This window comes from Anatilimnocola aquadivae, assembly GCF_049819085.1.
GTDB lineage: Bacteria > Planctomycetota > Planctomycetia > Pirellulales > Pirellulaceae > Anatilimnocola.
Map to the genome: position 1 here is coordinate 1,960,777 of NZ_CP187419.1, position 19,881 is coordinate 1,980,657.

Sequence of the window (19,881 nt, forward strand, 5' to 3'; positions counted from 1 at the left end):
AATGACAGTGTGAATGGTTATTACTTCGCGGCCGTTTGCTGCCCGGCAGGCTTCGGTGCTTCGAAGGTGGCGAACACAGCGCCGGCGTCGGTCCAAACTCGCAGTACGCTGTCAGCACCGCCGGCGATGATGGTCTTGCCATCGGCACTCGCGGCAGCCGAGTACATGTAGTCGGCCGAGCCAGGGAAGTCCCGCACGTTGCCACCGTTGGCCGCGTTGATGAACTTCACCTTGGCGTCGCCACTGCTGGCGATGACGTTGTCGGTTTCACCCACGAAGGCAATGGTCGTCACTTCCTTGCTGAACTGGTTTTGCACCGTTCGCGCTTGATCGCCCGTGCGGGTATCCCAGACCTTGATGACGTTGTCGGCCCCGCTGCTGGCCATCAAGCGGCCATCAGCCCGCCAGCTGACACCGAGCACATGATGCGTATGACCTTCGAACGAACGCACGAACTTGCCATCGGCCACGTTGAACAGCTTGACGAAGCGATCGGCTCCGCAGCTGGCCAGTTGCTCGCCGTTGGGCGAGAAATCGACGGCAAACACAGTATCGCTGTGGGGTTCTTTCAGGGCGAGCTTCAGTTCGCCGGTGGCGACATCCCAGAGTTTGATTTCACCACTGCGCGAGGGCTCGCCACCACCGGTAGCCAGTGTCTTGCCATCGGGGCTGAAGTCGAGAGCTGTCACGCGATCGACGAGCTTATCGCCCGAGTCGGCCGAGCCGATGGCCCGCTCTAGCTTCCACTCGGTGGCAATGTCCCAAGCCTGAGCCGTGTTGGCTGCGGCAGCGACTAAGATGCGCGAGTCGCTGGCGAAAGCAACGCCCGCCAGCGGAGCACCGCCGCCGAAGACTTCGACTGCAGCGCCCGTTTCGGAAGCATAGGTGTGAATGAGTTGATCGTCGCCAACGACGGCCAGCAACGAACCATCGGGCGAGAACGCCGCAGATTTGAAAGGCTTTTCGCTATCGGTGACGGCCTTGGTCGCGACGACCAATTCGGCATCGACCTTCTTGGCATCTTCTTCGCGGTCCTTCACGGTCTTCTCGACCGCGGGAACAGCTTCGGTGGCTTTCTTGACTGCTTCATCGGCGCGCTCGACGCTCCGCTGAGCCGCCTTGAAGGTGCGGTCGGCTGCGTTCCGTTCGTCGACGGCTTTGGTAAACGGAGCCATCACTTGCTTCACCTTGGCCTCGGCTTGGGTGAAGGCGGTCATGGCGTCAGTGGCCGCTTTGTCGTTCGTCTTCTTGGTTTCGTCGGCGGTCTTCTTGGCAGTCTCCATGTCGGTGAAGACCTTATCGGCCGCAGCCTTGGCATCAGCAGCCGTCTTGTTCTTGGCTTCCAGATCCTTGGCAGCCGCTTCAGCCGCGGCCAGTGCCTTCTTCAGATCTTCGTTGGCGGCGTCCTTGTCGGCAGCCTCCTTCGCCTTGACCTGGGCTTCTTGCGCCTTCTTCAATTCGGCTTCGGCATCCTTGGCGGTCTTGGCGGCGGCATCACGCTCGGCAGTGGCCTTCTTGAAAGCCTCGTCGGCCTTGGGGGCTGCCTCGTCGCTGATTTTTTTGGCTTCGTCGGCCTTGGTCTTCTTCTCCATCGCCTCGGCGAGAGCTTTGTCGGCGTCTTCCTTTTCCTTGGTGGGAGCCTTGGTGGCTTCTTCCTTTTTCTTCAGATCTTCGTCGGCCGCTTTGACGGCTTCGTTGGACTTCTTTTGATTCTCTTCTTCGGCTGTCTTGCGCTTGGTGGCTTCGGTCAAGTCGGCCTTGGCCAGTTCGACATGCTTCTTGGCGAGTGCGACCGCGCGGGTGACTTCAGCGGCCTTGAGCGTGGCTCGCAGGTCGCCCTTCATTTCGGCGACTTGCTTTTGATCGTCGGCATTCCAGATGCGAGCGGTGTTGTTGGAGCTGACCGAAACAAAACGCTTGCCGTCGGCACGCACGGCGACCGACTCAATCGGTGTGCCGTGATTCATGGTCTTGCCGGGCTTGCCTGCGGCAACATCCCAGGTTCGCAGCGAGCCATCTTTGCTACCCGAGAGCAGCGTGGCACCATTACCAATCGTCGCGAGCGAAGTTACTGGCTGGCCGTGCCCCGTTAGTTCAAACAGGGGCTTGGGTGCTTCGGCAGGCTGTGCATCGGGCAGGGCAAACAGGCGGATGATGTTGTCGGCACCGCCGGTGGCGACTTGCTTTCCTTCGGCAACGAGTGCGACGGCATTTACCGGAGCGGGCGTCTCGATCTTGGCGAGTTCTTTCTGTTCGGCGATGTTCCACACGCGGAAGGTCTTGTCTTGCGAGCCCGAGACGAGCTTGCTGCCATCGGCGGTGAAGGCGACGCCAGTCGCTGCTCCGCTGTGCCCTTCGAGGGTCTTGGCAACTTTGCCAGTCGCGACTTCAAAGATGCGGATCTTGCCATTCTCTTCACCAATGGCGGCCCACTTGCCGTCGACCGAGGTCGCCAGCGAACGAGCGGCCGTTTCGAGGCCTGCAAGGTCGAGCGCCTTGGCGGCTTCGGGCTTGCGCCACAGTTTGACTGTGCGGAAGCCACCACTGGCCAGCAGCTTGTTGTCGGGGCTGAACTTCAGCGATTGAATCAGGTCGAGATCGGCGACACCTGCGGCTGTGTAGATCCCCTTCTTCATCAGTTCTGGATCGGTCAATCGGCCCAGCTCTCGCTTACTGGGAATGTGATAGAGGAAAATCTGATTGGCCCGCGCGACGGCTGCGTACTGACCATCGGAAGTGAGTGCGACGGCATAGATCGGATTCACGCCCGGCGGCAACGGCTGCCAGGTGATGTTGGCCGAGGCGGACTTCACTTCACCCTTGGCACCTTGATCGATCCACAGCTTGATCAGGCCCAGTTCCTGCGAAGTGAGAGGCTTGGCCTTCACGTCGTTATCGGGAGGAGGCATGACGGGCTCTTTTTGCCGGGCTGCCAACTTGAGGAGCAGGCTCTCGGCACTCTTGCCAGCTACGACCGACGGTCCCTCGCTGCCACCTTTCAGAATCAGCGCCGGTGTTTCGAGCGTCAGATCGCTCTGGGCTTCGGTGGCACTGTGACACGCCAGGCAGTTGCGGCGAAAGATCGGCAGGATCTCTTTTTCGAAATCGACCGGCCCTTCGTGCTTCACTTCCGCAATTTCAATGGGCGTGAGGGGAGCCTTCGCCTGCGCGAAGCAGACAGCGGGTGAGATGCCAAAGGCCACAAGTGCCAAAGCCAGCCAAGTGGTGCGAGCAATATTCATAAGAGTAACCGGTGGGTTTTGTGTTGGCGGGGCGAGCGAATAAACGGGCGACAGCAAGCGACTAGGGAGCCATCGCTTCCACCTTGATGACGACGGGAATCGAAGTATCGACATTCATGTTGTTGAACTTACCTTTGGCGCGAATCGTGGCGGTGTGCTCACCGGGAGTCGCACTCTTGTCGGCAGCCAATTCGAACTTAACTTCCCCTTCTTCCTTCTTGAGTGTGACTTTGCCTGCGGACAGGCCGTTCACACCGGAGGGAGCATCGAAGGAGAGTTCGACCGAATCGGCGAAGCCGTACAAGCGATCGAGCTTAACGACGAGCGGCGTCTTTTCGGTTTGCTTGACCGTGGTCGGACCAGCCGAGGTGAGAGTGTACGGAGCCGAGGCAATCTTGACCCTGATCGGCGTGCTGACGAGGGCCATGTTCAGGTCCTTGGGGGCCGCGGCCTTCTTGGCGTCGTCCAGCCGCTTATCGATTTGCTTCTTCAGGTCGTCCGCCTGCTTGGCTCTGTCCTGAGCGGCCTTCAGATCAGCTTCGGCCTTGGTCTTGGCTTCTTCCGCAGCCTTGGCTTTGTCGGCGGCGGCCTGCTTGGCGGCATCGTCACCCTTCTCGGCGTCTTTCACACCCTTGGCTGCTTCGGCGGCAGCTTTGACGGCTACGTCCTTGGCCGCGGTCAATTGTTTGACCTGTTCGCCGAGCGACTTGATCATCTCGCCGATTTCTTTTTGCTCATCGGTGGCGCGTGTCACTGCTTCGGGATTGCGAACGTATTTTTGCTTGGCTTCCCCCTTCATGTAGAAGGTGTAGATGCCCGGCTTGGTGTTCTGCTGGTTGATCTGCAGTTCGAACTTTCCTTCCTTGGCATCGGCGGCGACGTTGATTTCCTTGGGCTTCAGTTCGTTAGGAAGACCAACCGCGGTGAGCTTGATGGCTTCCTTGAAATCGCCACGACGGGTGACCGCCACGGGAATTTCGAGATTGCCACCAAGTGATGTTTCCCAGATCTTGTCTTCACCAATTTGCACGAAGGCAGCTTCGGTTTCTTTGTCGGCCACGCTGAGTTGGAACGAACGTAGCAAGCGAAACTCGGGCAGTTGTTGCTGGCGATTCGCAGAACCCCAAACCATGCTGCCGTAGCGAGATTCGCGGGCGAGTTCTTTGTCACCCTGTTTCGCCTTGCCCACAATTTTTACCGTGCCCGTCCAGGGCTGGGCATCTTCGGCGGCAGTGAACACGAGGCTGGCCGACGAAACTTCACCACCCACCGTGGCGGTGCGGCAGGTGATGCCAGCAGGCAGCCCCTCGGCCGAGATTTGAATGTCACCCTTAAAATCGTCCTGGCGATTGATAGTGACATTCATCAGGGCATTGCCACCGCGACGCAGAATCAAACCCGTGAGCGGCGAACCTTGATTGTTGTTGGGAGCACCAGCTACCGGCTGAGTGCCAATCGAAAGCAATTGAAAATCGGGCTCCAGCGGACGAATCGCCAAGCGGTACACATAGCTGGGATCTTTCCGGCCATCGCCGAATTGATCGCGAACCATGACGCGATACTGGCCATCTTCCGGCGCGGTGAAGCGGTAGGAAGGATCGTCGGTTGAAGTGTCGTAATCGGTGCCGATCTTGTTATTGCGATCGGCCGGATCATCGACCTGGGCAATGTCGCGCATCTCTTCTTCGCCCTTGTCGTTCTTCGTGACACGCATCACGGCGAAATACGGATCGGAGCCCAGACCCAGCTGATGCGAAATGACTTCGATCATCAGCACCTGCCCCTTCTTGGCTTCGAACTGCAACCAGTCGGTATCACGCTGAGGATAGAACTGTCCCACGTACTCGCAGGGAACGGTTACGACTTGAGCCTTGGCAGCTTCGTTGTTCGGTTCCGCTTCGGCAATCACGGGTGCCTTGGCGAAGTAAATTACTGCTGGATTGCTCGGGCCTTGAGGCGTGGCCTGACGGAATTCGAAGCCGGTCTGCCAGGCTTGACGTGGCCGAGCGGCACCCGCGAGCGGCAACTGCGAACGGGCCGCTTCATCCCCAGGAGCAGCGATGTTCACTTGCAATTTCTGCAGCGGAGCACCATTCAGGCTCAGTCCTTCGGCGGGTTGTCCACCAGGCAAATTGCGACCGTAGAGCGTGAACGAGCCATTGCTGCCAGGGACGGCCGAGGGTGGAAAGACAAAATCGACATAGGCCGCTGCACTGGCGCTCAGCCGATAGAAGTGTTCGTTGCCGCCGCCATAGATGGCATCGAACAGGCGGACCTGATAATCGCCATCGGCAGGGGCCGTGAAGTCGAGCACGCAGTCTTCACCGACCGAATCACGCACGCGGCTGAACTCGCGACCATCACTGCCATAGACGGCCATCGTTGGATCCAGGCGAGAGTCGATTCGCTGGGCCAGGCATTCGAGAATCACCCGTTCCCCCTTCTTCATGCTCAGCTTGAAGTAGTCGAACTGGCCGGCTTCGATGCGGCCGTTGACCACCGTACCCGCGGCCAAATTGACGGCCTTCTCGGCGCTGTTGTTGCCGGCGACATCGGTCTCTTCTTGCAGGTTGCTCACACAGAATGAGCGTGGATTGGTAATGCCGTAGCGGCTGACCACGCGCGCTTCGTAGATGCCGGGAGGAACGTCGCCAGCAATGGTGACGACGAATTGGTTCGCCATCGGCCGGGCGTTCTTCTCCAAGTCCGAGACTGGGTTCATCTTCGGCTGTGCCGAGATGCCGGTGTGATTGAAGACGAGCTTATCGGCGTCATCCAGATCGGCGCCAGCAATGGTGACTTCGACTGTCGCCCCTTGCTTGCCGCCGAGCGGGAACACGCTATTGAGCTGAGCGGTTGGCAACTGAGCCAGGGCCACGCCGGGCATGACCAGCACCAGCGACAGCAGTCGCCAGAAAGTTGCCAAGCGCGCAAGGCCGAACGATATCGAAACGTCGTGCTTCACAGGAACCGCTCCCTGGGTCTTAGGAGGAGAGGAAATGATAGTGGGGGAAGGAGGTGCGGGGCGGGAGACGAGAGGCAAGGCGGCACCTCTGGTCTAGTTTGCTTGATCGGCGGGAAGGAATCAACTGTCGTCTTTAAGGCGAGTGATGGAAGGAGTGGGAAAACAACGGAGATTTTCGCTCCCTCGCCCCCCATCTCTCGCCTCTCGCCCCAGCCGCAACGCGGCCTAGTGGTTAAAGAGGAACTCTTTGGTGTTCACCAGCGCCCAGACGATATCTTCGTAGGCACGCTTGGGGTCAGCTTCGTTCTTCTGAATGTGAGCCATGGCCACGGTCAGTTCGTCCGGGAGCGGAGCGCGACCAAAGGCCAGCAAGTAGAGTTCGCGTACCTTCACATCGTGAGGACGCGACTTGTCGCTGGCGAGAACGGCAGCTTTGCCGCCGCCTGAGGTTAACTTGCCCTGAATCTCGCTCGAGTTGAGCAAGTGCAAGCTCTGCGCGAGATTTGCTTCGCTCGAGCGTTCGCATTCGCACGCGCTGCTCGACTCTGGCCGACCGAAGACCGTCAGGAAGTACGAAGTGAAACCATTGTCCGGCAGTTGCACCGCGCGAGTCCCGGCAGGCACGCCGCCGAAGCTCGAAGTGGTACCAGTAACCTGATCAATTGCGTCCAGCAACACTTCTGCGTTCAACCGCTTTGGATAGTAGCGCGAGAAGTTCTGCTTGTCGTCTTGATTCCACTCGTTCGGCTCCGCGCTTAATTGATACGTTGTCGACGTGGCAATGGTGCGACAAAGCTGCTTCAGGTCAAAATTCGAATCGACAAAGCTCTTGGCCAGAGCGTCTAGCAGTTCTGGATTGCTGGCGGGGTTCGTCACTCGCATGTCGTCTTCGGGATCGACGAGACCGCGACCGAAAAAGTGCTTCCAGTAGCGATTTACCAGGCTCTTCGCAAAGAAGGGGTTATCCTTCTGCGACATCCAGTCCGCCAAATAATGGCGAGGATCTTGATCGGCGGTCAGATCAAGCGTCTTGTCGCCCAGACCGGTTGGCTTGACTGCCTGCCCTGTCTTGGGATTGTTGGCCGAAGCTACACCACGACGATGATAGATCCGTTCCGCATTCTGAATCTCACCCTTCTTGCGCCCCACCTGAGCAAAGAACGCAGCAAAACCGTAGTAATCCTGCTGGCTCCACTTCTCAAAAGGATGATGGTGGCAGCGGGCACATTGAATGCGCAGCCCGAGGAACAACTGAGCAGTGTCTTCGACCTGAGCCGATTGATCCTTCACTTCGCGATACCAGCCCACAGGCGGATTTACACCTGCTTCGCCGGAAGCGGTGACCACTTCACGGACGAATTGATCGTAGGGCTTGTTCTCGTTCAGGCTCGTGCGAATCCAATCGTAGAAGGCAAACGTCGCTGGCTTCTCGATATCCATGCGGCGCTTGTTGCGAAGAATAGCACTCCACTTGTTAGCGAAGTAATCGGCGTAGTCGGTGCTATCGAGCAGGCGATTCACCAGGTTCAAACGCTTGTTGGGATCTTGATCGCCCAGGAACCGCTCGACTTCCTCTAGCGATGGCAAGCGACCGGTGAGGTCGACCGAAACGCGACGTAGGTACGTGGAATCGTCGCAAACTTGCGAGGAAGGAAGACCTAGGGCTGTCAGCTTCTTCTGCACCGATTCATCGATGAAGTTGCTGGACTTGGGCAGATTGTTGACTGCTACGCCCAGCGGAACCGTGGCGCGATACACGCCAACGTGACCTTGATAGCGGGCCATCACGGCCACGCTGCCGGTCAACTGACCCGTGGTGACAAGACCGGTGACGCTCACTTCGGCCATTTCGGTGTCGTTGGAGTCAAACTGTGTCGTGCGGGTGACGTCTTCGCTGGAGCCATCGCTGTAGTGAGCAATGACGACGATTTGTTGGGTCGTTTCGCGTTCCATCAGTCGTTCGGTGGGCTGCACTTCGATGTGTGTAACAGCTGGATCGGTTTCCTTGCCGTAGGGCATGCCCTGTTCGACCCAACGCTTCAGCACGCGATAAGCGGGCGAATCGAAATCAATTCGTTGGCCGCCACCGTGGGGCAACCGGGCGGTCGCCTTCAGCAGCAGCAAGCTTTGATCGGGGGCAGCAGGGAACAGCCGGCGACCACGACCTTCCTTCACCAGAAACTCAAAGTCTTCCTTCGGTTCGAAGCCGAGCAGCGATAGGCGGAAGCCGTTTTGGCCACCACTCTTGCCGTGGCAACCACCGCCGTTGCAGCTGTACTTGGTGAAGACGGGCGTGATTTGATTGGCAAAGTTAATCGGCAAGTCATGCACAAGGTTCGTCACTTTGAATTTGAGCGAGCTCTCGATGCCCGGGGCAGCGATAACCTTAATCATCGCTTCACCTTCGGCTACCGGAGTGACAAAGCCGGTTTCATCGACTTTCACGATGCCCGCTGGCGAAGCTTCGTACGTTGCTTTGCCGGAAACATCGCGGGTTTGGCCCGACGAGTACATTCCCGTTACTACAATTTGCTGGCTGGAATCTCGACCCGAAAGTTGGACGACGCCATCCTTCAGCCGGCCCGTTTCGACCTGAACGGCGGTGAGTTGACCGGGGTCGCCGAGACCAGGGGCCTTCGGTTTGGCAGGAACATCGGCAGCGAACAAAACAGCAGGGGCGAGCAGGGCGACCAGGAGGAGGGTCGCAGGTGGGAGTGCTCTAGGCATGGTAATCCTTCCAATTTGGCGGGAGCTTGTGCTTTCTCCAGTGCCACGCGTGTGACGGAACCTATCCAGCCGATTATGCCCCTGCCCGCGAGCAAATGCAAGCAAACGTCAACATTTGTTGATGGATAGCGGCGACAGAGCGCCAAGCCGCGCGGCTCTAAAGCGGTGTCACGCGAATCAGATTCCACTTGAGTCCGGTGTCGCTCGCACCTTTCACATAGATGCTTTGCGACCAGTCGTGCCAGCGATACTGCACGCCGTCGGTGTTCGGCTTCAGCAGCAGCTTCGGCGAGCGATAGTCGAAGCCTTGACGCAACCGCATCCATTCCGGGAAGCCAACGACGGTCGACTGCAACTGGTAGCCAAGGCGTTCCAAATCCCACCAGGTGTCGCTCAGATCCCAATTGTCTCGGCCCCGCCCCAGAAACTTGGCGGTCAGCAAGCGGCCGGTAAAGTCGAAGGTCTGACCTTCCCCGGCATACGCGAGTTCAAACTCGTCCCAGACAATCGTTAAGCCGCGAACGGTGACGTTCGCGTTATTGATCACCCGAAAATCGTCCCCGGAGATAATCGTGGGAAGTTGATAGTTGGTGCTGGTTCCCTCCAGAGCGGGCAAGTTGCGCCCGGTGATACTCACGTTATTGCCGGAGATCTGCACATCGGCCGAGGCATCGCCCGAGAGGAGCACGCCGCTGAGCGAGACATTGCTGCCAAGCGTGATCTGGCCTTCACTCCGAAAAACACCGAGTGGGTTCGTCACGGGGTCCGCTGCGAGCGAGAGATTGCTGGGGCTGCTGCCGTACGTGGCATTGATCGAGGGAATCGAGTAATCCTTCCCACCGGGATAAAGCTGATAGGTCGTGACCGAGCCGGGACGCGTCAGGGGCGCAGCGGTACTAGCTGCTGAATAGCCAACGCCAACGCCCAATCCACCGGCCAGACTATTGATGACATCCGCATACTGCGAAGTGGTTCCCAACGTCACATTGCCACTGAGCAGTCGATTGTCGGTCCCCGATGCAAGACGTAGCAAGTTCAGGTCGGTGAGGTAGCGGTCGCGCGTGGCAATGGTAGCGGGATAGTTTGTGCACAGTCGCAGCCTACCGAGAAACGTCGTCGTCCCTTCGATGCGCATCGGAAAATTGAGGTGCGCATCGCTGGAACTCCACTGATAAACGGTGGGCTGCAAATAATTCGACCAACTCGTCGGGTTGCTGCTGCGCAGTGCTCGTCGCACCAGCTGCACCACCGCTTGCAAGCGGTAGGTGGTCTGCAAAGTGGGCTGTTGCGGGTCGGTCGCGGTGCCGGTGGAAGTGATCGTGACGCGAAAGGGAAACTCGGCGGACAACGGATCGGTCGAAGTGAGCAAATTATCGCCGGTTGAGTACTCGACCAGGTACTTGGTATTCGCATCGACATTCGCCTGGAGTTGACTCGTGACCCCGGGCCAGCTGTCTTCATGCATCTTGCTCAGCGCGGCGGAGATGCCCGCCTCGGCTGCTAAGCGGGCATCCAATTGTCGCGTGCCGTTACGAGCAATTAGGTTCGCGGTCGATTGCGTGCGCAGCAAGGCATAGGAAAGGGCCAGCGTAATCGTCAGCAGTCCCAAGACGACGACCACGGCAATGCCGTGCCGCTGGGCGTGAACTCGCTTCGACCGGCCTGTGATGAACGATGTTGGTCTCATCGGCTCACCTGGTAGCTGAACGCTCCGCTGCCGAAGAAGGGCAGCACTTGACCTGTGGTTGTTACCCCATCGCTGGCATCAACCAACAATTCAATCTGACAAGCGATGCCGCGAGTTCCCGAGATGCTGCCAGAGCGATCGAGCGACCAATCGAGCGCACTCCAACTGGTTGTGCCAGCGCGGTAGGAGGCAATCTCAGCATCGGTCGGGCTGGCCAAGATCAGGAACCGTACTGCTCCGCGCGAGCTTTGCCCCACCGAGGGGACCGCCGTGTGCAGGCGAGAAGTAAGCACAGTTCGTGTGGCAGTGTTGCTGCTCTTCAATTGTGAGATCAGCGTATTCCAGGCACTGGTCGAAGCAGCCGTTGGTGCAGTGGCCGTGCTGGTTAGGTCGCGAATCTCGAGCAGTTCATTGGGCGTGGTTGGATTGTAGGTGTACAGGAGCAACTCACTCACGCGGGGCAAGCCTGTTGGCGCGAGTGCCGTACCTGTGGGCTTCCACACCACGAGCGTATCGGGAAATGCTGAACCGCTCACGGTTGTCGAGAAGACGCGGCAACCAGGAAATTGCTCGTTCGCCGTGCAAGTAGTCAGGTTGCGCTCGATCCGCGTGATTGCCACGCGCGCATGCTGGGCAGCCTGAGTTTGCCCGCTGCAATACGCATTCGAAGAGCGAACGGCGCTCGCCACGGCTCCCAGTGAACCGGTGATCAAGATCAGAATTGTCATCGACGCCAGTAACTCGGGCAGCGAGAGCCCCCGTCGATTCGCCTGGCAGCGTTTAGCCCGGCGGAGGCAAGTACGCATAGACGCGTCTCCGTTTGGCTAAAGGAATCACTCGCCCGTCGGCGTGTACGTACTCGACTGTCACTTCTGCCGCACGATAGAAACTGGTGCTGGAGCCGGTCAGCCGTACGCTGTGATCGGTGGCACTGACAGAATAGACTTCGACCTTCTGTCGCCAGTTGGTGAAGTAGCTCGCGGGGACCGTGAAGTTGGCATTGCGCGTACCGCCACTGTCGTTGCCTGTTCCCAGTCCCTCGCCCCAGATCCCCTTGGCTGGCTTAGCGGTGAAGGCTTTGTAGTCGTCGATATCGTCGTAGCGCTCACGCCCACTGCCATTCGTTTCGGTCGCGTTCGGGCCACTAATGGTGAGCGGATTATCTCCAGCTGCCATGAATCGCCGCAGCGAGATTTCGTCGAGCATCTGATTGGCCAGACCGTCGGCAATCATTTGATCCACGGCATCGCTAGTAGAAGTGAGGCAACTCTCAATCGCCAGCAACATCACACTGCCGGCCAGGGAGGTGATGGTGAGTGCTACTAGGGCTTCAATGAGCGAGAAGGCGGTTCGAAGTGAAAAGCGTCGTGGAGACATGGCTTCGTTCCAGTTGCTTCACTACCGGCTATGTGGCTCGCAAAGAGTGGGAAATAAAAAAGCACGGCGGGGTCCCCTCTAGCTCCCAGCTATCCCCGCCGTGCCCAGAACCAACACCCCTCCCCGAGGCGCGGTTGCACTGAACCCTAGGTCACTTGTGTGGGGTGTCAAATCTGGGCGCTGGTTGTCGGCGGTTGTGGGTGGATTGCTGCGGGCGGTGCCGGTTGTATCGCCTGGAAGGTGTGGCTCGCGCCCGGTAGAATCACCAGCGACGCTTGGTTCCATGCTGCCCGCCGCTTTCCTCACGCCGCGAGATTATCTGTGTCCGCTCGCTTTCTTTCGCTGCTTGTTCCCACCGGCCTCCTTGCGATTCTGCTTGGTGCGCTGCTCGGCAGCGGCTGCAGCCGGCCGACATCTTCTGGCGAGACCTTAATCTATGCCCAGGCCAGCGATCCTAAGACGCTCGACCCCGTGAATACTGATATTGCCGAATCGGTGCATGTCATTACGAACGTCTTCGATACCCTCGTCACCTACGACGACCTGAAGGCAGAACTCGTCCCTTCGCTGGCCGAAAAGTGGACCGTCAGCGAAGACGGCAAAGTTTGGACGTTCACCCTCCGCGATGGCGTCCTCTTTCACGACGGCACGAAACTCGATTCGGCAGCGGTCAAGACAACCTTCGATCGGCTCATCGCCGATAAGCATCCGCTCCTGTACGATTCGGCTCGTCCGTACCAGTCGAGCTACACAGCCATTGAGAGAATTGAAACGCCCGATCCGCTGACGGTCGTGTTTCACCTCAAGAGCCCCAGTGCTATCTTTCTGACCAATCTGGCGATGTTTCCGGCCAGCATCGTCTCACCGGCAGCGCTCAAGGCCAAAGGCAAGGAATTCGCAGACTCGCCCGTGGGGACCGGGCCCTTCAAAGTCATCAAGTGGAATCGCGATCAGCAACTGGTGCTGCAAAGCTTCGATAAACACTGGCGTGGAGCGCCGGAGATCAAGAATCTGGTGATCGTTCCCGTCAAGGACAACACCACTCGCATTCAACGCCTGCTGCGAGGCGAAGTGCATCTGGTCGATAGCCTCGCGCCGCAAGACTTTGACGCCGTGAAGAAGACGCCACTGGTCGTGCTCGAACAGACGGGCATGAATGTTTCCTACCTAACCATGCAAATGGAGAAGCCGCCGCTCAATCTACTGAAGGTGCGGCAAGCCATCGGTCTGGCGATCGACAAAAAGACTCTGATGAAAGTCGGCTTCGATGGCCACGCCGAACCTGCGGTGAGCATGGTGCCGCCCGGCATGTGGGGACACGATACGAGCCTTGTCGATCATGAGTTTAATGTCGCCAAGGCGAAGCAATTGATGCAAGAGGCGGCCGATGAAGCCGGCTTCAAGTTGCCGGTTTCATTGAACCTATCCGTGATGAGTCAGGCTCGTCCTTACCTCCCTCAGCCCACCTCGATGGCCGGCTTTCTGAAAGACTCGTTGCGTGAAATCGGCATCGAGGTCACTGTTACGGGCCGCGATGTCAACGAACACTTCGCGCACCTGATGGCCGGCCGGCACGAACTGGGACTCGCCGGTTGGAGCAGCGACAACGCCGATCCAGATAACTTTCTGTATCAATTGCTCGATCCCGACAACATCAGCGAGAATGGTAACAACCTCAGCCGCTTTCGCGATCAGCGGTTTCACGAACTGTTGCTCGCCGGTCAAACCGAGATGGACCTCGCCAAGCGGCTCCCCCTGTATCACGAAGCTCAAGCGATCGTGCTGCGCGAAGTCCCCGTCGTTCCTCTTGCCCACACGCAGTTGCGCGCCGTACACGATCCTCGACTCACTGGTTTCAACCTGCATCCCACGGGGCTGATTCGCCTGGGCAAAGTGAAGTTGAAGAGCCAACCGGAGAACACTGCCAGTAAAACCACGGCTCCCGGGGCCGCGCAGTGATTCGCTACCTGGGCTGGCGATTGCTGCACGCGCTCATCACCATCGTGGTGGCTGTCTCGCTGGTGTTCATTGCCGTGAGGCTTCTGCCGGGCAATCCGCTGCTCGCTCGCTTTGGTCAGCATCCCGACTTGAAGCAGATTGAACAACTGCGCGAGCAATATGGTTGGGATCAACCCTTGCACGTGCAACTCGGCCAGTTCTTCTGGCAAGTCATCACGACGGGCGACCTTGGCAACTCGCTCGCTCGCAGCCATGTGAGCGTGAATCGTGAACTGCGCCAACGCATTCCCGCGACGGTCGAACTCACCCTGGCAGCTTGCAGCCTGGCGTTTCCTTTGGGCGTGATTGCCGGTGTGGCGGCGGCCGTCTGGAAAAATCGCTGGCCGGATTGGCTCTGCACGGCGGGATCGCTCGTCGGTGTGAGCGTGCCGGTCTTCTTTCTCGGCATCTTGCTGCGGTTGATCTTTTCCGGCTTGCCCACTTCCCAGCGACTGCCGGCCGATGTCTTCGACTTCGATCCCATCACGGGGCTCTTTCTCATCGATACGCTCCTGCGTGGTCGCCCCGATTTGTGGCTCGCCACTTTGGAGCACTTGATTCTGCCGGCCATGGCCCTGGCTACCATTCCCGCGGCGATCGTCGCGCGCATCACTCGCGCCGCGATGCTCGACGTCCTCGCTGCCGACTATCTGCGCACCGCCCGCGCCAAAGGTTGCAGTCTATGGCGCGCGGTCTGGCGACATGCATTACCGAACGCAGCCGTTCCCGTCGTGAACATCGCCGGCCTGCAAGTGGGCCTGCTCCTCTCCGGCGCTGTGCTAACCGAAACGGTCTTCGACTGGCCCGGCATGGGCACCTACATCGCCAGCGCCGTGCTCGGCGATAAGGACTACGTCGCGGTGCAAGCCGGCGCGATTGTCATCTGCATCCTCTTCGTCTCCATGAACCTGTTGCTCGATCTGGTTTTCGTCTGGCTCGATCCTCGCATTCGACTGGCCAATGACTAACTCCTCTCTTGCTCCCTCGCCTCGGTATTCCGGGGAGAGGGTGAGGAGTCTGCGGCTCGAAATAGCTCACCACTGGTACTTGTCTTCTTTATGACTGCTGCGTCAACATCCCCCGCTTCGCCCGCCACGCGCGCCTGGCAGCGCTTCGCGCGCAGTCGTGCCGCCTGGTTTGGCATGGTCGTGGTGATCGGCCTGATTGTCGTGGCTGCAGCCGCCGATTGGATCTCTCCGTACGAACTGAATGCCACCAGCAGTGAGATCGCCGCGCCACCTTCCAAGACGCACCTGCTCGGCACCGATGCGCTCCGCAAAGACGTCCTCACTCGCGTGCTGCACGGTTCGCGTTTGTCCCTCTTCGCCGGTTTGTCATCGATCGCCCTGGCCTTGGGCATCGGTGCGCCCCTGGGCGCATTGGCCGGCTTTCTCGGCGGGCGAACCGACGCGCTAGTGATGCGCGCCATCGACGTGGCCCTCGCCTTCCCCAGCATCTTGATCGCGCTTCTCTGTTCCGCTGCGTTCCAGCCAGGCTGGACAACCGTCATCGTCGCCGTCGGGCTGATCAACGTGCCCGTCTTCGCCCGCCAATCGCGAGCCACGGTGCTGGCGATGGCGAATCTCGACTATGTCCTTGCCAGCCGCGCGATGGGGATGAACACCTGGCAACTTCTGACTCGTGTGATGTTCCCGTCGCTCGTTGGCCCGCTCACGGTCCTGGCCAGCTTGAGCGTGGGGACCGCGATTCTCGAAGTTGCGGGACTCTCGTTCCTCGGCCTGGGCGGCGATATGACGGCTGCCGAATGGGGAGCGATGCTCTCGCAGGCCAAAGACTTTTGGAGTCGCAACTTGTGGTATGCCCTTGCTCCGGGCCTCGCTATTTCCCTCTCCGTCCTCGGCTTCAACAGCCTCGGCGACGGCCTCCGCGATGCCCTCGACCCCCGCAGCAACTAACCCGCTTTGCGAGCCGTTGCCTGCTTGGCGGCGTGTGACCAGTGAGGACCACGCAGGGCATGTTGACCAGTGGAACGCGAGCGATCTCGCTGACTCGCGGCAATGGCCGCAACGATCCGCTCGGCCGTTTCGAGAGCGCGCCAGCCATCGATGCCAGTTACTTGAGGCTGGGCAGCAGCTTGGATCGCTTGGACGAAGTCACGCTGTTCTTCGAGGATCGCGTTGTGATCGGTGACGGCGAGTTCTTCTTTGTGCAGATGCTTGTCGAAGAACTGATCCTTGAGTTCCACTCGCTCCGTCGGGCTAAGGCGGGCGATCTCGATTTGCTGCTGACGCACGGCTAGTGAAGCTTCGAGAGTGCGCGCCGTCTTGGCACCAAAATCGATCGTGGCAAAGTTCTGGCCGCTGGTGATCTCAATCGATCGCACAACGACCGGGCTGACGCGCGAGGCGCTCAGTTGGGCCACGCAGCCATTCGAGAACGACAGGCGAGCTTCGGCCCAATCTTCGTGCGGGCCGATCACCGCAGCGCCGCAGGCTTGCACCTGTGTGACCTCTTCGGCAACCAGGCTCAGCACGAGATCCAGATCGTGAATCATCAGGTCCAGCACCACGCCCACATCGGTCGAGCGGCAAGTGTACGGAGCAAGACGCCGAGCGGAGATGAACGTCGGTTCGGGCAAGTGTGGACGCACGCGGACCCAAGCAGGATTGAAGCGTTCGACGTGGCCAACTTGCAGTACCAGGTCGCGAGCTTCGGCAGCAGCAACCATTTCGTCGGCTTCGCGCGAAGTGCTGGCGATGGGCTTCTCGACGAGGACGTGTTTTCCTTTTTCAAGCAACTCCATTACGACCGCATGATGAAACTGCGTGGGAGTCGCCACGATCGCGGCATCGAATTGAGCGAGCACCGGGTGATAGTCGGCGTGCGTGGGAACTTGCAGTTCCGTGGCCACGGCCGTGCGAGATGCTTCGACCGGATCAACGACGGCGACCAATTGCGCGGGCGAAAGTTGCTTGGCCAGCCGAGCGTGGATTCGTCCCAAATGCCCCGCGCCAATAACAGCAATTCGAAGTGGAGCGGGCGATTGGCTGGTCATGCGGCTCGCCGGCGATCGCGTCCGCGACCGTGCCGGCCCTCATATTGGTTTTGCAGAAAGCTGAGCAAGTGATTGACGGCTGGCATCAGCAAATCGCTGGAGCGAAGCAGTTCACGAGCGTGATCGATGCCCACGCGAGCGCGGAAGATCAAGCGATGAGCTTCGGCCAAGGCGCGGATCGAATCGGCCGAGAAATTGTTTCGTTTGAGCGCCACGAGATTGATGCAGCGCGGCCGCGAAGGATTTCCTTCGGCCAGCATGTACGGCGGCACATCGTGCAGCACGCGGCTGAGACCACCCGTAAAGCTGAAGCTGCCAATCGTCGAAAAATGATGAACGGCGACGCCGCCCGAAATCGTCGCATCGTCGTGCACATGCACATGACCGCCGAGCAAGGTGGCGTTCGCCATGATCACGCGATTGCCGACCTTGCAGTCGTGCGCGATATGGCTGCCGGCCATGATGAAGCAGCCACTGCCGAGCGAAGTGATGCCATCCTCTTTTTCGCTGCCGCGATTGATCGTCGCACCTTCGCGAATGATGTTATCGTCGCCGATGATCACCTGCGTATCAGTGCCGCGATAGCTCACGTCTTGTGGATCGCCGCCGAGAACAGCCGCCGGAAAGATACGATTACGTTCGCCCAGCGTGACTCTTCCCATCACCGTGACATTGGCAATCAACTGCGTCCCACTGCCAATAGTCACCAGCGGACCTACAATGCAATGCGGACCCACTTCCACGTTGTCGTGGATTTCAGCACGCGGATCGATGACCGCGGTCGGATGAATTTGGGTGGGCATTGGAAAGTTCGGAGTTCAAAGTTCGAAGTTCGGAGTTGGATTGGCTCCGGAGGATTGTTCTTAACCGGTTCGTCGCAAGCCACCCTCGACGCGTCCCTCTTGCACGATGGTACGGACGAGTTCGGCGTTGAGGCGATGGCCACTGCGGTGCGCGATCACGTGGCCGACCAGTTCGCAACCGGCGAGAGCCAGGTCACCCACCAGGTCGAGCGCTTTGTGACGGACGCATTCGTTTTCGAAACGGAGTGTATTGTCGATCAGCCCGGTCTTGCCAAAGACGAGCAGGTCTTGATTCGTGACTCGCGTACCAAGGCCGCGGGAGCGAAGCCACTCGGCCTCTTCTTCCAACAGGAAGGTGCGGGCCGAAGCAAGTTCGCTGCGGAATGTTTTGGGCGAGACCTTCAGGTCGATGGTCTCGCGGCCGATCGGGCATTCGGGCCCATAGTCGAGCCGGTAACGAATCGCGAGGCCGGGAAGCTTGTGAGGTCGAGCTTCGACCCAGCTTTCGTCGTCGCCAACGCGGGTGACTTCGGAGATGATCAAGCGTTTGCAAGGCGCATCTTGCTGCGCGATTCCCGCAGCGTCGATGGCTTCGACAATCGCCAAGCTCGAGCCGTCGCCACCGGGCATTTCCGGCTGGTCGACCCAGATCTCGCAATTGTCAATCTGTAAGCCGTACAGCGCGGCCAGAATATGTTCGACCATCTCGACCTGGGCAGTGCCCGTGGCGAGCGTGGTCCGGCGCGGTGCTTCGAGGCGGTTGCGAGCGTCGGCCGCGATGCGCACGTGAGGTGCGATGTCGCTACGTACGAACTGCAATCCGCTGTCGATTGGAGCCGGGCGGAGTTCGACGCGAACGTCTTTGCCGCTCCAGTATCCAAAGCCGGAGAAAGTGGCCACTTGGGCCAACGTCTGTTGTTGTCGCGGCTGGGCCATCAATGAAGCATCGACTCAAGGTGAGGAGGCGAAGCGAGCGAGTGCTCACTTCAGGAACCGGTCGGCGAGCGAACGAATCTCGGGACCGGTAGTTAGTTACTACGACGAAGGTCAATTGCGACTAGCGGCGAGGAGCAACTGGAATTTGCGGACCAGTTGGAACGCGGGCCTGACCATTCACTCCGCCACCAGTAGTTGGAGGAATCGAAGGACCCCGGTTCAGATCTTGCAGGATGTAGCCGGTGATATCGAGCATGGGGTTGTAATACACCACGGCGCGATTGACACCTTGCAACACCGAGTTGCGATCGTCTTCCTTCATGTCGTCGCTGTTGAAACGCAAGACCATTTGGATCTGGTTGGCGTTCGAAAAATTGGCGACGCTTTGTTCCACTTCGCGGTAGACCTGGAAGTAGACGCGAGCTTCGCTTTCGAGCAGCTCTTTCTTCTTCAGGCCGACCTTCACTTGCAAATCGGAAGTCGCGCGGGCGGCTTCTTCTTCGCGTTGACGATATTCGAGCGAGCCAGCCTTGTACTGCTGCAGCGCTTCGGACATGGTCTTTAGTTTTTGCGTTTCGGCTTTGACGATGCCGTCAAAGTCTTCGATGTCTTTCTTGATGTCGCCCATCATCGCGTTGAAGCGATTGTGACCCTTGAAGATCTTGGCGATATCAATCACCGCAATCGTGGGGGTAACACGGGGAGCAGCCGGAGCCGCCGCAGCAGCGGGACCTGGACGTTGGCCAGCCGGTGGAGCACCGACGCCACCCACTTGGGCCAGGGCAACTTGGGCACACAAAACGACGCCTGCCACAATCGTGGCGGGAAGGCAGACTTTCACGCTTAGCACTCCTTGCTTTGCTTTCGTTGGTCATCCTGACCGGTAATGTTCGCGGGCGAAAGTCATTTCGCCTGATGTGAACACCACGCCTGGGTTCGGGCTTGAGGGGGACCAGCCCCGAATCGCTGGATCCGGCAGATTGGCGGATTGTGCCGCAATCTGACGAATGGGTAAAGGTCAGAAGTTTACGCCTTCTAGCCTACGCTCGCAAAACGACGAAGGTTTGCCATCTTCCCGCCGATTTCGCAGCATGGTGAGGGTTTTCACCATCCGCTAGCAAACCTTATCT

The 19,881-nt window shown here is 59.1% G+C and carries 13 protein-coding genes; 3 read left to right on the forward strand and 10 right to left on the reverse strand.

Annotated features, from left to right (window positions below):
- Positions 1–20: 20 nt before the first annotated feature.
- From NA78x_RS07790 to NA78x_RS07815, 6 genes are all read right to left on the reverse strand, one after another.
- A complete protein-coding gene (locus NA78x_RS07790; protein WP_425617868.1) occupies positions 21–3,242 on the reverse strand; it encodes a c-type cytochrome domain-containing protein in 3,222 nt (1,073 codons plus the stop codon).
- A gap of 61 nt (positions 3,243–3,303) precedes the next feature.
- Positions 3,304–6,207 carry a hypothetical protein gene (locus tag NA78x_RS07795; protein WP_425617869.1) on the reverse strand — a complete coding sequence of 968 codons (2,904 nt, stop codon included), beginning with the start codon at positions 6,205–6,207 and terminating at the stop codon, positions 3,304–3,306.
- A gap of 225 nt (positions 6,208–6,432) precedes the next feature.
- Positions 6,433–8,934, reverse strand: a complete 2,502-nt coding sequence (locus NA78x_RS07800) for a DUF1549 domain-containing protein (protein WP_425617870.1) — start codon at positions 8,932–8,934, stop codon at positions 6,433–6,435.
- A 157-nt stretch (positions 8,935–9,091) separates the two neighbouring features.
- Complete coding sequence (locus tag NA78x_RS07805) at positions 9,092–10,621, reverse strand: hypothetical protein (protein ID WP_425617871.1); 1,530 nt, start codon at positions 10,619–10,621, stop codon at positions 9,092–9,094.
- The gene (locus tag NA78x_RS07810) at positions 10,618–11,427 is read right to left on the reverse strand and encodes a type IV pilus modification PilV family protein (RefSeq protein WP_425617872.1); all 810 of its coding nucleotides are present in this window, start codon (positions 11,425–11,427) and stop codon (positions 10,618–10,620) included. The genes NA78x_RS07805 and NA78x_RS07810 overlap by 4 nt, the downstream gene beginning before the upstream one ends.
- Complete coding sequence (locus tag NA78x_RS07815) at positions 11,402–11,998, reverse strand: type IV pilus modification PilV family protein (protein ID WP_425617873.1); 597 nt, start codon at positions 11,996–11,998, stop codon at positions 11,402–11,404. The genes NA78x_RS07810 and NA78x_RS07815 overlap by 26 nt, the downstream gene beginning before the upstream one ends.
- Positions 11,999–12,319: 321 nt before the next feature.
- Between NA78x_RS07815 and NA78x_RS07820 the strand changes: the two genes are divergently transcribed.
- The 3 genes from NA78x_RS07820 (at position 12,320) to NA78x_RS07830 (ending at position 15,912) form a co-directional block, all read left to right on the forward strand.
- Positions 12,320–13,957: an ABC transporter substrate-binding protein gene (locus NA78x_RS07820; RefSeq protein ID WP_425617874.1), complete on the forward strand. Its 1,638-nt coding sequence runs from the start codon at positions 12,320–12,322 to the stop codon at positions 13,955–13,957.
- Complete coding sequence (locus NA78x_RS07825; RefSeq protein ID WP_425617875.1) at positions 13,954–14,964, forward strand: ABC transporter permease; 1,011 nt, start codon at positions 13,954–13,956, stop codon at positions 14,962–14,964. The genes NA78x_RS07820 and NA78x_RS07825 overlap by 4 nt, the downstream gene beginning before the upstream one ends.
- A gap of 90 nt (positions 14,965–15,054) precedes the next feature.
- Positions 15,055–15,912 (forward strand): ABC transporter permease, encoded by an 858-nt coding sequence (locus tag NA78x_RS07830; RefSeq protein WP_425617876.1) that lies wholly within the window; start codon positions 15,055–15,057, stop codon positions 15,910–15,912.
- Here NA78x_RS07830 and NA78x_RS07835 read toward each other — a convergent pair.
- From NA78x_RS07835 to NA78x_RS07850, 4 genes are all read right to left on the reverse strand, one after another.
- Entirely contained in the window at positions 15,909–17,012 is a 1,104-nt protein-coding gene (locus NA78x_RS07835; RefSeq protein ID WP_425617877.1) for a Gfo/Idh/MocA family protein, read from the reverse strand. The genes NA78x_RS07830 and NA78x_RS07835 overlap by 4 nt on opposite strands.
- Complete coding sequence (lpxA, locus tag NA78x_RS07840) at positions 17,009–17,815, reverse strand: acyl-ACP--UDP-N-acetylglucosamine O-acyltransferase (RefSeq protein ID WP_425617878.1); 807 nt, start codon at positions 17,813–17,815, stop codon at positions 17,009–17,011. Before lpxA ends, NA78x_RS07835 begins: the two co-directional genes overlap by 4 nt.
- A 60-nt stretch (positions 17,816–17,875) precedes the next feature.
- Positions 17,876–18,751 carry a UDP-3-O-acyl-N-acetylglucosamine deacetylase gene (gene lpxC / locus NA78x_RS07845; RefSeq protein WP_425617879.1) on the reverse strand — a complete coding sequence of 292 codons (876 nt, stop codon included), beginning with the start codon at positions 18,749–18,751 and terminating at the stop codon, positions 17,876–17,878.
- A 121-nt stretch (positions 18,752–18,872) separates the two neighbouring features.
- Positions 18,873–19,592 carry an OmpH family outer membrane protein gene (locus NA78x_RS07850; RefSeq protein WP_425617880.1) on the reverse strand — a complete coding sequence of 240 codons (720 nt, stop codon included), beginning with the start codon at positions 19,590–19,592 and terminating at the stop codon, positions 18,873–18,875.
- Between the last annotated feature and the right edge of the window lie 289 nt (positions 19,593–19,881).

Excerpts from the sequence above, each read along its gene's own strand:
- NA78x_RS07790 (WP_425617868.1), bottom strand. The coding sequence starts at position 3,242 with ATGAATATTGCTCGCACCACTTGGCTGGCTTTGGCACTTGTGGCCTTT.
- NA78x_RS07800 (WP_425617870.1), bottom strand. The coding sequence starts at position 8,934 with ATGCCTAGAGCACTCCCACCTGCGACCCTCCTCCTGGTCGCCCTGCTC.
- NA78x_RS07805 (WP_425617871.1), bottom strand. The coding sequence starts at position 10,621 with ATGAGACCAACATCGTTCATCACAGGCCGGTCGAAGCGAGTTCACGCC.
- NA78x_RS07810 (WP_425617872.1), bottom strand. The coding sequence starts at position 11,427 with ATGCGTACTTGCCTCCGCCGGGCTAAACGCTGCCAGGCGAATCGACGG.
- NA78x_RS07815 (WP_425617873.1), bottom strand. The coding sequence starts at position 11,998 with ATGTCTCCACGACGCTTTTCACTTCGAACCGCCTTCTCGCTCATTGAA.
- NA78x_RS07830 (WP_425617876.1), top strand. The coding sequence starts at position 15,055 with ATGACTGCTGCGTCAACATCCCCCGCTTCGCCCGCCACGCGCGCCTGG.
- NA78x_RS07835 (WP_425617877.1), bottom strand. The coding sequence starts at position 17,012 with ATGACCAGCCAATCGCCCGCTCCACTTCGAATTGCTGTTATTGGCGCG.
- lpxA (WP_425617878.1), bottom strand. The coding sequence starts at position 17,815 with ATGCCCACCCAAATTCATCCGACCGCGGTCATCGATCCGCGTGCTGAA.
- lpxC (WP_425617879.1), bottom strand. The coding sequence starts at position 18,751 with ATGGCCCAGCCGCGACAACAACAGACGTTGGCCCAAGTGGCCACTTTC.